The 14,161-nt window shown below is 59.6% G+C and carries 10 protein-coding genes and 1 riboswitch; of the genes, 5 read left to right on the forward strand and 5 right to left on the reverse strand.

The window, feature by feature from the left end:
- Positions 1-12: 12 nt before the first annotated feature.
- The gene (locus GGR28_RS17135) at positions 13-1,302 is read right to left on the reverse strand and encodes an O-acetylhomoserine aminocarboxypropyltransferase/cysteine synthase family protein (protein ID WP_183497056.1); all 1,290 of its coding nucleotides are present in this window, start codon (positions 1,300-1,302) and stop codon (positions 13-15) included.
- Between the two features lie 71 nt (positions 1,303-1,373).
- Positions 1,374-2,912, reverse strand: a complete 1,539-nt coding sequence (locus tag GGR28_RS17140; protein ID WP_183497057.1) for a pyridoxal phosphate-dependent decarboxylase family protein — start codon at positions 2,910-2,912, stop codon at positions 1,374-1,376.
- A 9-nt stretch (positions 2,913-2,921) separates the two neighbouring features.
- Positions 2,922-3,036: riboswitch (SAM riboswitch) on the reverse strand.
- A gap of 283 nt (positions 3,037-3,319) precedes the next feature.
- On the opposite strand from GGR28_RS17140, the gene GGR28_RS17145 reads away from it, so the two are divergent.
- From GGR28_RS17145 to GGR28_RS17160, 4 genes are all read left to right on the forward strand, one after another.
- Positions 3,320-3,949 carry a transposase gene (locus GGR28_RS17145; RefSeq protein ID WP_183497058.1) on the forward strand — a complete coding sequence of 210 codons (630 nt, stop codon included), beginning with the start codon at positions 3,320-3,322 and terminating at the stop codon, positions 3,947-3,949.
- Between the two features lie 292 nt (positions 3,950-4,241).
- Positions 4,242-6,278 carry an alkaline phosphatase D family protein gene (locus tag GGR28_RS17150; protein ID WP_183497059.1) on the forward strand — a complete coding sequence of 679 codons (2,037 nt, stop codon included), beginning with the start codon at positions 4,242-4,244 and terminating at the stop codon, positions 6,276-6,278.
- A gap of 31 nt (positions 6,279-6,309) precedes the next feature.
- Positions 6,310-8,385: an alkaline phosphatase D family protein gene (locus GGR28_RS17155; RefSeq protein WP_183497060.1), complete on the forward strand. Its 2,076-nt coding sequence runs from the start codon at positions 6,310-6,312 to the stop codon at positions 8,383-8,385.
- Between the two features lie 161 nt (positions 8,386-8,546).
- Positions 8,547-10,808: a sodium-translocating pyrophosphatase gene (locus GGR28_RS17160; protein WP_183497061.1), complete on the forward strand. Its 2,262-nt coding sequence runs from the start codon at positions 8,547-8,549 to the stop codon at positions 10,806-10,808.
- A 144-nt stretch (positions 10,809-10,952) separates the two neighbouring features.
- Here the strand turns inward: GGR28_RS17160 and GGR28_RS17165 are convergent, their stop codons facing one another.
- Both GGR28_RS17165 and GGR28_RS17170 read right to left on the reverse strand, forming a co-directional pair.
- The gene (locus GGR28_RS17165; protein ID WP_183497062.1) at positions 10,953-11,552 is read right to left on the reverse strand and encodes a Uma2 family endonuclease; all 600 of its coding nucleotides are present in this window, start codon (positions 11,550-11,552) and stop codon (positions 10,953-10,955) included.
- Between the two features lie 200 nt (positions 11,553-11,752).
- Positions 11,753-12,349, reverse strand: coding sequence for a Uma2 family endonuclease (locus tag GGR28_RS17170; RefSeq protein WP_183497063.1), 597 nt, complete (start codon positions 12,347-12,349; stop codon positions 11,753-11,755).
- A 71-nt stretch (positions 12,350-12,420) separates the two neighbouring features.
- Between GGR28_RS17170 and GGR28_RS17175 the strand changes: the two genes are divergently transcribed.
- Positions 12,421-13,569, forward strand: coding sequence for a 5-(carboxyamino)imidazole ribonucleotide synthase (locus GGR28_RS17175; RefSeq protein ID WP_183497064.1), 1,149 nt, complete (start codon positions 12,421-12,423; stop codon positions 13,567-13,569).
- Between the two features lie 6 nt (positions 13,570-13,575).
- Here the strand turns inward: GGR28_RS17175 and GGR28_RS17180 are convergent, their stop codons facing one another.
- Positions 13,576-14,157 (reverse strand): YdeI/OmpD-associated family protein, encoded by a 582-nt coding sequence (locus GGR28_RS17180; protein WP_183497065.1) that lies wholly within the window; start codon positions 14,155-14,157, stop codon positions 13,576-13,578.
- Between the last annotated feature and the right edge of the window lie 4 nt (positions 14,158-14,161).

The raw sequence follows: 14,161 nt of genomic DNA on the forward strand, positions 1-14,161 counted from the left end.
CAAAGCATCCACTCAAATAAGGCCGAGCGCCTGCTCCAGGTCCGCCTTAATGTCGTCGATGTGCTCGATGCCGACGCTGATGCGCAGGGCATTGGGCTCCACTCCGGCGGCACGCTGTTCGTGCTCGTTCAGTTGCTGGTGGGTCGTAGCGGCAGGATGAATGATCAGGGTCTTCGCGTCGCCGACGTTGGCGAGGTGGCTGATGAGCTTGAGGCTGTCGACCACCTTGGTTGCGTCGTCCTTGCTGCCCCTCACGTTGAAGTTCAGTACGCCACCAAAGCAGCCCTCGCGCAGGTACTTCTTGGCGTTGGCGTGACCGGGGTGGTCGGGCAGTCCGACGTAGCTCACGCTTTCCACCTTGTCGTGATCCTGCAGCCACTCGGCCAGGGCCTGGGCATTTTCGCAGTGGCGCTGCACCCGCAGACTGAGGGTCTCGAGGCCCTGCACGAACATCCAGGAGTTGAAGGGGGAGACGGCCGGACCGAAGTCGCGCAGTCCTTCCACCCGGGCGCGAATGGCGAAGGCGATGTTGCCGAAGGGACCGTCCTTTCCGAATACGTCGTTGAAGACCATGCCGTGGTAGCTCGGACTGGGATCGGTAAACTGGGGGTACTTGCCGTTACCGAAGTCGAACTTGCCGCTGTCTACGATCACCCCGCCGATGCTGGTGCCGTGGCCGCCGATCCACTTGGTTGCGGACTGTACCACGATGTGGGCGCCGTGCTCGATGGGGCGGCAGAGGTAGCCGGCCGCGCCAAACGTATTGTCTACTACCAGCGGGAGGTCGTGCTTTTCAGCCAGGGCTCCGAGCCCTGCGAAGTCGGGCACGAGAAAGCTGGGATTAGGGAGCGTCTCGGTGTAGATCGCTTTGGTCTTGTCGTCGATCAGCTTTTCGAAGTCGGCCGGGTCGGTGCTTTCCGCGAAGCGCACCTCGATGCCGATGCGCTTGAAGGCCACCTTAAACTGGTTGTAGGTGCCCCCATAGAGGTAGGCGCTGCTGACGATGTTGTCGCCCGCCGAAGCCAGGTTGTTGATGGCCAGGAACTGGGCGCTCTGTCCGGAGGCGGTAGCCAGTCCCATTGCTCCACCCTCCAGTGCCGCGATGCGCTTTTCAAAGGCGTCGGTCGTGGGATTCATGATCCGGGTGTAGATGTTCCCAAACTCCTGGAGGCCGAAGAGTTTGGCGCCGTGCTCGCTGTCCTTAAAGGTGAAGCTGGACGTCTGGTACAGCGGCAGGGCGCGGCTGCGGGAGTGTTCGTCGACTTCCTGGCCGGCGTGTAGTTGGAGTGTCTCGTAGTGCATGGAATGAAAAAATTGAAGGTTGATGAATGGCAAACGCCGGACCGAGCAGTTCGGCCACCCGGCCATAGAATTTAGGGTTTGGGCGGGGGCGCAGGTGCAGGGGAAGTTTCCGAAAGCAGGGCATGTTGGAGTTCCGAGAACAGCCACGTCACGTCCCGATCGGATATTCGCCAGTTGACGAATGCCGCCCGGAGTCCCGCCTTACCGTTGAGGAAGGTAGGGGAAAGGAAATAGCGACCGTTGTCGTTCAGTCGCTGGAGCAAGCCGTCCACCAATTTCTGGTTGCCCCCCTTAACGGTAAAGGCAACTACGTTGAGACGTACCGGGGCGAGCAGCTCAAAGTGCTCGTGGGCAGCCAACTTTTCGCCGAGTGAAAAAGCCGCTGCGACGCAGCGGGTGACGATATCCTGGTACCCTTGCTTACCGTAGGCCCGCAGGGTGAACCATACCGGTAGGGCCCGCAAGCGGCGGCTGTTTTCCGGCCCGAGGTTGAGGTAGTTGTACTGGTCTCCGGCGTTCCCCAGGTAGGGGGCATTTCCGTTCTGGAAGCTGGCGACCTGGTGGGCTTCGTGTGTTCTGCGGACAAACCAGGTGCCGCTGTCGTAGGGTACGTTCAGCCACTTGTGGTTGTCGACGGTGATGCTGTCGGCATCCTCCCAGTTCCGAAGTCTGCCTCCGGGAAAAAGGTCCTTACCCGGATCGGCCGATTCTGGCAGTAGAGAAGCAAAGCCCCCGAAGGCCGCATCGACGTGAAGCCAAAACGTGTGCCGCTCGCGCAACGCCGCGATTGCGCGAAAGTCATCAAAGTCGGCGGTGTCGACGGTGCCTCCGCTGGCAATTACGATGGAAGCTTCGCCGGGGTGCTCGTCCAGGCGACGGGCTAGGTCTTCAACATCCATTGCCTCCCGGCCGGGGAGGGTAGCAACGCGCACGAGGCTGTTCGTACCCAGGCCGAGCATTCCCAGTACCTTGACTGCAGAGGAGTGGGGGGTAGCGGCGTATACCCTAATTGGGCGGTGTAAGCCTTCCCGGGCCACGTCTGCGCCATCCCGTGCGCCGATCCACTGGCGGGCGGTGGCCAAGCAGGTGAAATTACTCATGGTGGCTCCCGTCACGAATCCTCCGTGAAATGTATCGGGCAGGCCGAGCAGGTCGCGGAGCAGTCCGATCGTTTCGTACTCGATGCGTCCCGACGCGTCGCCGAACCACCGCAGTCCCTGCGGATTCTGGTCGTACACACTCGCCAGCCAGTCGCCCGCCAGGGCGGCGGGGGTGACGCCACCGGTCACGTAGCCCAGGTAGCGGGGCGAGGAGGATGCCACAATGACCTCATCGAAGCGGCGGATGCAGTGCTTCAAGGTAGCCAGCGCACCCCTTCCTTCGCCGAACTCCCGGTCATAGGCCAGGGACGTTCCGCGGACGAAGCCTCCCCGGTAGTGGTTTGGGGGTAGGCTCTCGGCGAGGGGCGGTTGGGCACCGGCGCGGCGCTGGGGCAGGGTGGCCAGGAAGTGGGCAGATTCCTCCAGGACGGCGGCCAGAATATCCGGCAGGGCGGCTTCGTCTTGGTGGAGGGGGAGGTCCTGAACGGACGCGTTGGAGAAGGATGGCATGGGGCGGTAGTTTTATAGGTTCCCGTAACACGGGACAGGCTTTGGCACCTTTTTCCCCGAGCCATCGGGAAAGTGGTTGCCAGGGTTTCACAGAGCCTGATCTCTCCACCCTTCGGTATAAAATCTTCCCCGCACGCTTGCGGGGGATATTAGGGGCGCAAATATAGGTTGGCGGCAGGTAATGTGCAACTGGGGTGGGTCGGTTCGTGGCGTCCCGCCGCGGTCATTACGGGTTAAGGGACTAGCCGCGGCGAGACGCCACGAACCGGGAGTGCCGCGGCGAGATGCCACGAACCGAGACGCCACGAACCGGAATGCCGCAACGAGACGAACCATTCAAAAACCGGAAATTTTTCAATTTTTACTCATATCAATATCTTTTCGGCCCCAAACCCATCACGATACAAATGCAGGAGAACACCGGCAAGCTCCCCCACCGCCCCTTTCGTCACATTCCAATGCACGTTGTTTACCGACTGAAGGGAAGTCTGCCCGTTAACGTTATTGAGAGGTTGCGTCAAGAACGCAGTCGGCTTTATGCCAACCGGGGGAACGATAAGGCGGGAAGTGAAATAGCGCAGGAGGAGTTCGAGGTGCTACTGGATAATGCCTTGCACACCGAATCAAACGGACCGTACCACCTTTCCGATCCTGCTATCGCTACGGCAGTGCTTGATTCCTGGCACTTTATCGCAGAGCGCCTTGGGTTGTTTATATACGCCATTTGCGTCATGAGCAATCACGTGCACGTAATCGCCCGTAGCGCCTCGGGTGAAGACATCGACGCCGGACTGATCATGGGGCGGCATAAGTCATTTACCGGCAAACTATGTAATCGTATTATGGGACAGCCATCGGGACCATTCTGGGAAGTCAGCTACTTTGACCGGGACATTCGAGCAGGCACATTCGATACCGTGATGTGGTACGTCCTCAACAATCCCGTCAAGTGTAATTTAGTAGCGCACTGGGAAGACTGGCCCTGGACCTATTTGAATCCTGAATTTGATGCACTGTATCGCCGCTCGAAGCAGTAAGGTGTACTGGTTCGTGGCGTCCCGCCGCGGTCACTGCGGATTGAGAGGATACCGCGGCGTATCGGTTCGTGGCGTCCCGCCGCGGAGATTACGGGTTGAGGGGATGTCGCGGCGTATTGGTTCGTGGCGTCCCGCCGCGGTCACTTCGGGTTGAGAGTATACCGCGGCGGGACGCCACGAACCGGGATTGCCGCGGCGAGACGCCACGAACCGGGATACCGCGGCGGGACGCCACGAACCGAGACGCCACGAACCGGCGTACCTTGCTACCCAACCAAAAGCTCTCCCGCTTATGCGCTTATCCTTGGGTATTGCCCTGCTCTTAACCGTTTTACCCTGCACCCGCGCGCCCGCCCAAACCGTCTATACCCACGGGCGGCAGCTGACGGGAGCAGTGGCGGAGGGAGTGGACGAACGCCTGCAGCCCTTTTACCACGGCGTGGCGTCGGGCGATCCCCTGGAGGACCGGGTCGTGATCTGGACGCGGGTGACGCCTGATGAATCCGGGGAAGGCGACATCGAAGTAGACTGGAAGGTGGCAACCGACCCTCAACTCGAAAATATCGTGCGGGAGGGAACATACACAACGTCCGACGATCGGGACTATACGGTAAAGGTCGACGTGGATGGGCTGACCGAGGGGACCACCTACTACTACGGGTTCAGGGCCTTGGACCGCAACTCCCTCACCGGCCGCACCAAAACCACTCCCACCGCCGACGCCGCGGATCACCTCAAATTTGGCGTGGTGAGCTGCAGCAATTACCAGGCCGGCTACTTCAATGCCTATGCGCGGTTGGCGGAGCGCAACGACCTCGACGCCGTGATCCACCTGGGCGATTACATTTACGAGTACGCCAACTTCGTGTACGGCAATTCCGAGGTGTGGAACGAGCGCACGGTAGCACCGGATCGGGAAATCGTAAGCCTCTTTGACTACCGCACCCGCTACGGCACTTACCGCCTCGATGCCGACCTGCGCCGGCTGCACCAGCAACACCCCATCATTGCGGTGTGGGACGACCATGAATCGGCCAACGACAGCTACGCCGACGGCGCCAGCAACCACCAGGGCGGGGGAGAGGGCAGCTGGGAAGAACGCAAGGACCGATCGCGGCAGGCCTACTTCGAGTGGATGCCGATCCGGGATACGGGAAATCGAAGCATCTACCGGAAGGTATCCTACGGAAACATCGCCGACCTGATCATGCTCGATACCCGGTTGGAGGGACGCGACCAGCAGATCCTCGATGTGACCGACCCCGCCCTATACGCCGCGGACCGGACGATACTTGGAAGCACCCAGAAGGCGTGGCTGCGCGACCAGCTCATGAATTCTTCCGCCCGTTGGAAACTCGTGGGCAGCCAGGTTATGTTTTCGGAATTTAACGTGGGGTGGTCCGGGCCGCTGGTTGGGCAGACGTACGAGTTCGTGGAAAGCGGATTTCTGGACATCTGGGACGGCTACCCGGCCGAGCGGCGACAACTCACCGACTTCATCACCGGGGAGGCGATCGACAACGTGGTGCTGCTGACGGGCGATTTCCACATCAGCCTGGCCTTCGAAGTGGCCGACCCGCCCAACGAACTGAGCTTTCGGGAAGTGGACGGACTGGGGCGAGTGCCCGTGTATACTCCTACGGCGTATGATCCCGAAACCGGTGTCGGTGCAGTAGCCGTGGAATTTGGCACCCCCAGCATTAGTGCGGCCAATTTCGATGAGAACGCCTTTCTACCCCTGGCCCTCTCCCTGCAGGCTCAGATCAACCGGCCCCTGCGCCCTAACGACACCCTCGACCTCGGCAACCCGAATCCGCACATGAAGTACGCCGACCTGATCCAACACGGCTACTATTTGCTGGACGTTAGTGAGCAAGCGGTACAGGCGGATTATTACTACAGTCCGATACTGGAGCCCAGCACCGAAGAATCTTACGGGGCCGGCTTCACCAGTGCCGTCGGTAGCCACCGTCTAGAGCGGACCGCAACTGCCGCGAGCCCGAAAGCCCGACAGGATACTCCCGCACCGGCCGATCCACCGGGGTTGACGAGTACCACCCGGGAACCGTCTGACCTGACGGTCTTGTCCCTATCGCCGAATCCCACCACCGGGCCCATCAATTTGAACTACGCGCTGCGGGCACCGGGCCGCGTCGCCGTATCTTTGGTCGACGCTTCCGGCCGCTACGTTCGCCAACTGCGGCAAATGCAACAGGGCGCCGGACTGTACACCCTGGTAGCCAATTTGGATGATCTTGCGGCGGGAACTTACTTTCTACGCATCGTAACTCCGGGCGGCGCGACCCTCCTGCCGTTTGTGCGGCGTTGACCGCCCGACGAATGCACCTCAACTTAATCCTATGCCGTTCAAGCTACTTCTCTGCTTCCTGCTGCTTTTTCAAGCGATCGACCTGCGCGCGCAGGATGGCGGAGGACTGGATTTCGAGTTCGGGTCGACCCTTTACCGCAACAGCCGGCCCGCCGAACTAGCGGACAACGATGGTTTGCAGGAGCGCCTCAAACCCTTTTACCACGGGGTAGCATCGGGAGACCCGCTGGCCGATCGAGTAATCATCTGGACCCGCGTGACCCCGGAAGTGCTGGACGATCAGAGCGTCGACGTGAAGTGGGTAGTGGCTACCGATACCGGGCTTAAAAAGGTGGTTCAATCGGGCACCTTCACCACCTCCGCCGCGCGCGACTACACGGTGAAGGTGGACGTGACCGGACTGACACCGGGCACCACTTACTACTACGGATTTACGGCCCTGGGGGCAAATTCACTTACCGGCCGTACCAAGACCACTCCGACCGGCGACGGCGTCGACCAACTCAAGTTCGGGGTAGTGAGCTGTAGCAACTACCAGGCGGGCTACTTCAACGCATACGGTCACCTGGCCGCACGGAACGATATTGACGCCATTCTTCACCTGGGCGATTACATCTACGAATCGGCCAATCCGGGGGTGGAAAAAGATTCCATCATTAACGAGCGGCCCATCGACCCGGCCATCGAGGTCGTGAACCTGTTCGAGTACCGGGCGCGCTACAGCACCTATCGTCTCGATACGCAGCTGATGCATGTCCATCAGCAACACCCCCTTATTGCCGTCTGGGACGATCACGAGTACGCCAACAACAGCTACAAGGACGGCGCCCACGGGCACCAGCAAAACGAGGGCGACTGGCAGGCGCGGAAGGCCGCCGCAAAGAAAGCCTACTTCGAATGGTTGCCGATCCGCGACCCCCAGGGTGGTAGCATCTACCGGAGCCTCCGGTACGGCGACCTCGTCGACCTCATCATGCTCGATACACGCATCGAAGCCCGCGAACAACAGATCTACAACGTCCTCGACCCGGCCCTACAGTCGGCGGACCGTACCCTACTGGGCACCCCCCAAAAGACATGGCTGAAGGATCAGTTGCGGCAATCGACCGCCCGCTGGAAAATCATCGGACAGCAGGTGATGTTTTCTCCCTTTAACATTGGCTGGGCGGGCCTGGCCATCGACCGATCGTATAACGAAACGGAAAGCATGTTCCTCGATACCTGGGCCGGATACCCGGCCGAGCGGGCGGAAATGATCGACTTTATCGAGGAAGAAAGGATCGATAACGTGGTGATCCTTACCGGGAGTTTTCACTCCAGCGTAGCGTACGAGGTGACCGAAAAGCCAGTATCGGTAACGTTTCGCAGTATGCTGGGGTACGACAGCATTCCCCGCTACCGGCCGGACCCCAGCTACGATGCCACCACGGCCGCCGGTGCGGTAGCCGTAGAGTTTCTTACGCCAAGCATTACCTCAGCCAATTTCGACGAGACGGTGGGACTAAGTGCCGCGACCCAGCTTTCCAATCAGGTGAATAAACCCCTTGAGCCCCTTCCGGGAGTCGACCTCGGCAACCCCAACCCGCACATGAAGTACGCCGATCTGCTGAGCCACGGATATTTCCTGTTAGACGTTGGGCCGGATCGGGTACAGGCCGATTACTTCTACAGTGATATTCTTGAGGAGGGGGCAGCGGAGCGGTTCGATACGGGGCTGACCAGTACCCACGGTACCCATCAGTTGGTGACGGCCACCGCGCCGGCCGCGGCTAAACGAACGCAGGATACACCCGCGCCCGCCGAGCCACCGCGCTTGTCGACTAGTGTGGTTCAAGGATCTGGAATCCGCTTGCTGTCGATCTATCCCAATCCCGTTGCTCATCGGTTGTACGTGCAGTACGGACTGAGGGTAGGTGGTGAAACGCGGCTCCGCATACTGGATGCAAGTGGCCGTACGCTTGGTGTTCCCCGGGTGGAGCGGCAGGGGGCCGGGCTGTATACTTACGACGTGGAAGTGAGTGCCCTGCCGGCCGGAACCTACTTTCTCGAGATCAGTGGGGCTGGCGGTCGGGTGGTGCAGCCCTTCGTGCGGCAGGTCGGCCAATAGGAAATGTGTGTGGAGAATTGCTATTTTCGCGTCACATTTCGATCATCGAACTTTTGAAGCGCAGGGAAGCCTAATCGTTTTTTCCCCTGCGGCCATCTAGATCGCTTGTCATCGGAGACGGAACCCCTCTCTCTTCTACAACAAGTTAATCTTCCACATTTATGGTTTCAACTATACTTACGGCAGTACCCGCGTTGGGTATCCTAGCCCTCATTTTTATGGCCATCCGGTTCAGCTGGGTGAGCAAGCAAGATCCCGGCAACGAGCGCATGGTGCGCATCGGGAATAATATTGCCGACGGCGCCATGGCTTTTCTCCGGGCCGAGTACCGGGTACTGGCCATCTTCGTAGTGGTCGTAGCGGCCATCCTGATCTTTACCGCCGATGCCGCCACCTCGAGTTACATGATCGGGGTAAGCTTCATTCTGGGTGCGATCTGTTCGGCCCTGGCCGGATTTATCGGCATGCGGGTGGCCACCAAGGCCAACGTGCGTACCACCAACGCCGCCCGGGAGAGCCTGGGTAAGGCCCTGGGTGTGGCCTTCGCCGGTGGTTCCGTAATGGGACTCGGCGTAGTCGGTCTGGGCCTGCTCGGACTGGGCTCCCTGTTTGTCCTCTTTCAGGGTATGTTCGTACCCGAGGGCACGGTAGCCGGTACCGCCGAGGCGCAGTTTGCCATCGTTCGCGTGATCACGGTACTGACCGGCTTCAGCTTCGGCGCCTCCTCCATCGCCCTTTTCGCCCGCGTGGGCGGCGGTATCTACACCAAAGCCGCTGACGTTGGTGCCGACCTCGTCGGTAAGGTGGAAGCCGGCATCCCCGAAGACCACCCCCTGAACCCCGCCACCATCGCCGATAACGTAGGCGACAACGTGGGTGACGTGGCCGGTATGGGTGCCGACCTGTTTGAGTCTTACGTAGGCTCGATCATCGGTACCATGGTCATCGGTGCGGCATTTATCATTCTTCCTGAATTCGCCGGTAGTGAGATCGGCGGACTCAATGCCGTACTGCTTCCGCTGGTTGTGGCCGGCATCGGTATTCTCGCGTCCATCATCGGCACCTTCTTCGTGCGGGTGAGCGAGGGTGGAGACCCCCAGAAGGCCCTGAATACCGGTGAGCTCATCGCCGCCGCCATCATGCTGGTCCTGACCTTTTTCGCTGTAACCACCATGCTTCCCGCGGAGTGGACGATCGGAATGGACGGGCTCGGCAAGCAACTGGTGGACGCCAAGGGCAATCCGGTAGTCTTCACTTACACCAACATGGGTGTTTTCTACGCCATCATCCTCGGCCTCGTAGCGGGTCTGGGCATCGGCTACATCACCGAGTACTACACCGGTACGGGTACCAAGCCCGTACAGGGAATCGTGGACCAGTCCGCCACCGGTGCTGCCACCAACATCATTGCCGGACTCGCCGTCGGTATGCGTTCTACCGCCCTGCCAATCCTCGTGCTGAGCGCCGCCATCATCGGTGCGTACTACTTCGCCGGTCTCTACGGCATCGCCATTGCTGCGGTGGGTATGCTCTCCAACACCGGCATTCAGCTGGCCGTCGATGCTTACGGACCGATCTCCGACAACGCCGGGGGTATTGCCGAAATGGCTAATCTGCCCAGTGAAGTCCGCGAGCGTACCGATAAACTCGACGCCGTAGGTAATACCACGGCCGCCATCGGTAAGGGATTTGCCATCGGTTCCGCCGCCCTGACCGCCCTGGCCCTCTTTGCCGCCTTTATGCAGACGGCCGGGATCACGACCATCGACATTTCCAACCCCTACGTCATGGCCGGTCTCTTCCTGGGAGCCATGCTGCCCTTCCTCTTCAGTGCCTTCTCCATGGAGGCCGTAGGACGCGCCGCTAACGACATGATTCAGGAGGTACGTCGCCAGTTCCGGGATATCCCCGAGCTCAAGGCCGCTCTCGAAGTGATGCGCCGTGCCGGTCACGATGAGACCAAGTGGTCCCCCGCCGACAAGCTCACCTTCGATGCCGCCGACGGAAAGGCCGACTACGCCAAGTGTGTAGAGATCTCCACCGAAGCTTCCATCCGCGAGATGGTGATGCCCGGTCTGATTGCCGTACTCGCCCCCGTGGTGGTCGGTTTTGCTCCCCGCTTGTTCGGCTCCGACGTAGGTGCCGAGATGCTGGGTGGCCTCCTTGCCGGGGTTACCAGTGCGGGTGTCATGATGGCGATCTTCCAGTCCAACGCCGGTGGCGCCTGGGACAACGCCAAGAAGATGTTCGAGGAAGGTGCTTCTGTACAGGGTACCCTCTACTACAAGGGTTCTGAGCCCCACAAGGCTGCCGTTGTCGGTGATACCGTCGGCGATCCCTTTAAGGATACCTCTGGTCCTTCCCTCAATATCCTCCTGAAGTTGATGAGTGTGGTCGCCCTGGTGATCGCGCCGCTGCTGTAACCGTCGTTGGCCGAGCCTAAGCTCGTCCGCCGACTAGTATTAGGAAACACGAAACGCCCCCGCTGATTCTTTCGGTGGGGGCGTTTCGTGTAGCGACGGCCTTCAGCCGTCAAGCTGTTTCCGACGTACCGGCAGCGTGTCGGCTCAAGCCGACGCTACTAATAAATCATCCACCGCGAAGTCACCCAGGTGCAGACTGGTAAAGGTCTCGCCCGCCTTAAAGATTTCCTGTTTCGCGTAGTTACCCTCCGCCGGTCGGGGCTCGGTGAACCGCTCGATCTGTTTTTCGTAGATGTTGACGATCCAGTACTCCTGGATTGCGGCCATGGCGTACACCAGCATTTTAGCGGTACGGTCGAATCTTATGGTAGAGTCGGAAACTTCAATTACTAGAAGGAGGTCTTGCGGGAATGGGTGGTGATCTTTATACCTATCCGCTGGCCCAATTGCAACATATACATCAGGCTCCGGCTCAGAATCGTCTAAGAGGGTAACCGGGTTTTGTACGTCAACGTAATAAGCTGATGCAGGAAACCGCTGAGTAAATAGCCGCATTATCTTATTTACTACCCTGCGGTGATCTATTCCGACCGGAGACATATCTATTAATTTACCAAATAACAATTCCACCCGGTCATTTTCATCCAAAAACCCCGCCTCCACCATCTTATGGTAACGGTCGACGGTCCAGCGCATGGTGGGCAGCTGGGCGATGGTCTCGGCGGCGGTAAGTAACTCAGTCATGGCAGGTAACTTGGTACTAAGTTAACGCAATGGGGCGTGCCTGAGGTTTTCTTACTGGCGCAAAGCTGCTTTACGTAAGTAGCGACGGCCTTCAGCCGTCAAGCTGTTTCTTACCTACCGGCAGCGTGTCGGCTCAAGCCGACGCTACTTTACAGCCTTCAGCCGTCAAGCTGTTTCCGACGGGCTGACAGCGTGTCGGCTCAAGCCGACGCTACTAATAAATCATCTACCGTAAAATTACCCAGGTGCAGGCTGGTAAAGGTCTCGCCCGCTTTAATGATTTCCTGCTTTGTGTAAGTGCCCTCCGCCGGCCGGGGATCGGTAAAGCGCTCGACCTGTTTTTCGTAGACGGTGACGATCCAGTATTCGACAACACCGGCCACGGCGTAGCTGAATTTTTTGGCGGTTCGATCTCGCAACAGGGTGCTGTCGGACACTTCCACCACGAGCAACAGATCCTCCGGATGGGGGTGGTGGTCGTAATTGACTAGGGGACCTTGAGCAACGAACAGGTCCGGTTTCGGCTCGGAGTCGTCGACCAGGGTGACGGGGTCCTGTACCCCAATGGTATAATTTTCCTGTGGAAAACGTTCGATGAAGTAGCGGGCTAAGTGCTTGACTGCTTTTCCGTGCAGTACACCAATCGGCGACGTCGGGACTATTTTTCCAAAGAGGAGTTCAACCTTGTCGTCATCGCTGAAAACTCCCGCCGCAATGGCCGCGTGGTACCGTTCCAGCGTCCAGTGAAAGTCCGGCAGCTTGGTGATCGTTTCGGCCTCGGTGAGTATTCGCGTCATGACGGGTGTATACACTAAAGATAACGAACAACCGGATATCGGGTTTCCGGCACGGCAATTACCTTCGCCCCATGTCCAACTTCCCCAAACTCGGTATCCTCGGCGGCGGCCAGCTCGGAAAAATGCTCTGTCAGGCGGCGGCCGACTGGCACCTGCCGGTGTACGTGCTCGACCGGTCCGACGACTTCCCGGCAGCCCCCTACGCCACCGTATTTCAGCGGGGCAACTTCCGCGATTACGACGACGTGATGGCCTTCGCCCGCGGCCTCGACGTGGTGACCATCGAGATCGAGCACATCGACACCCGGGCGCTGCACGAACTGGAAAAGGCGGGAGTGAAGGTGTACCCCCAACCCGCCGTCATTGACCTCATAAAGGACAAGGGACTGCAAAAGCAGTTCTACGCCGACCACGACATTCCCACTACCGACTTCCAGTTGTTTGCCAGTAAGGAGGAGGTCATTCGGGCGGTGAACGCAGGAGCAGTGAAACCACCCTTCGTGCAAAAATCCCGCACCGGAGGCTACGACGGACAGGGGGTAAGCATCATCCGCTACCGCGAAGAAGTGGAAGAAAAGCTACTGGACGGGGCCTGCCTCGTTGAGCAACTCGCCGACATCGACAAGGAACTGGCCGTCATCGTGGCCCGCTCCGCTACTGGCGAAGTAAAGGTGTTCAACACCGTGGAAATGGAGTTTCACCCCACCGCCAACCTGGTGGAGTTCGTGGTCTGCCCCGCCGCCCTCGACGGCGATACCGACGGCCGCGCCAGCAAACTGGCCGTGGACGTGGTGCAAAAAATGGAGATCGTGGGACTGTTGGCCGTGGAGCTTTTCCTTACCAAAGACGGTCAGATCCTGGTGAACGAAGTTGCCCCCCGGCCCCACAACAGCGGTCACCATACGATCGAGGCCTGCGCCACGAGCCAGTACGCCCAACACCTGCGTGCCATTCTCGGCTTGCCCTTAGGAGATCCACAGCTCCTGCGCCCCGCCGCCATGATCAACCTGCTGGGGGAAGCGGGCCACACGGGTCCCACCCACTACGCCGGCTGGATGGACGTGCTGGCCATCCCCGAAGTGTACCCCCACCTGTACGGAAAGGCGGAGACGCGGCCCTTCCGCAAAATGGGTCACCTGACCGCCCTGGGCGATACGGTGGCCATGGCCCGGGAGCGCGCGGCGAAGGCGAAGGAGCTGCTGCACATCGTGACCGAGTAGGGAAAATTACCGGTCGTCGACCCCCTTTCCGCTCAGGATGTGGGCCACGTAGCGTTCTACCCGCGACACCCGCGTTTTGGACTGCTTGGCGGAGCCGAAGTGGATCAGGTAGGCGCGCTGACGCCCCGGTGTGAGGGCTTCGAAGGCAGTTTTCAGCTCGGGTGAGGCGGTTAGTTTTCGCTGAAACTCCTCCGGCACCTCCAGCTCCGAGGTCTTTTTCAGCTTCACCTTCAGGCCGGCTTTTTCTACCGCCTTAGCCTGTTTGAGGTAGCCTTCGAGGATCGGTTGTCGCTCCCGGATCTCTTCGAGGCCAGTAAAGCGCAGTTGCCGCATAGCCTGGGTGTGTTCCCCCGGCTGGACAAGCAGACCGTGGGGATCCTTCAGCAGCGCGCCCTTGAAAAACATGAGGGCACAGTGGGGTTTGAATCCGGCGATCACGACTACGTTACTTCCTTCGTAGGCATAGCAGGGCTTGCCCCACTTGAATTCTTCCTCCAGTCCGGCGGCCAGGAGAATGCCGCGGAGTTTCTCCATTTCCGGCTGCCACTTTTTGGCTTTGCCGAGGTAAGCGTCCACCTTCGGGTTCATACTG

Origin of the sequence: Neolewinella aquimaris (assembly GCF_014197245.1) — a bacterium.
In the GTDB taxonomy this organism is placed as follows: Bacteria; Bacteroidota; Bacteroidia; order Chitinophagales; family Saprospiraceae; genus Neolewinella; species Neolewinella aquimaris.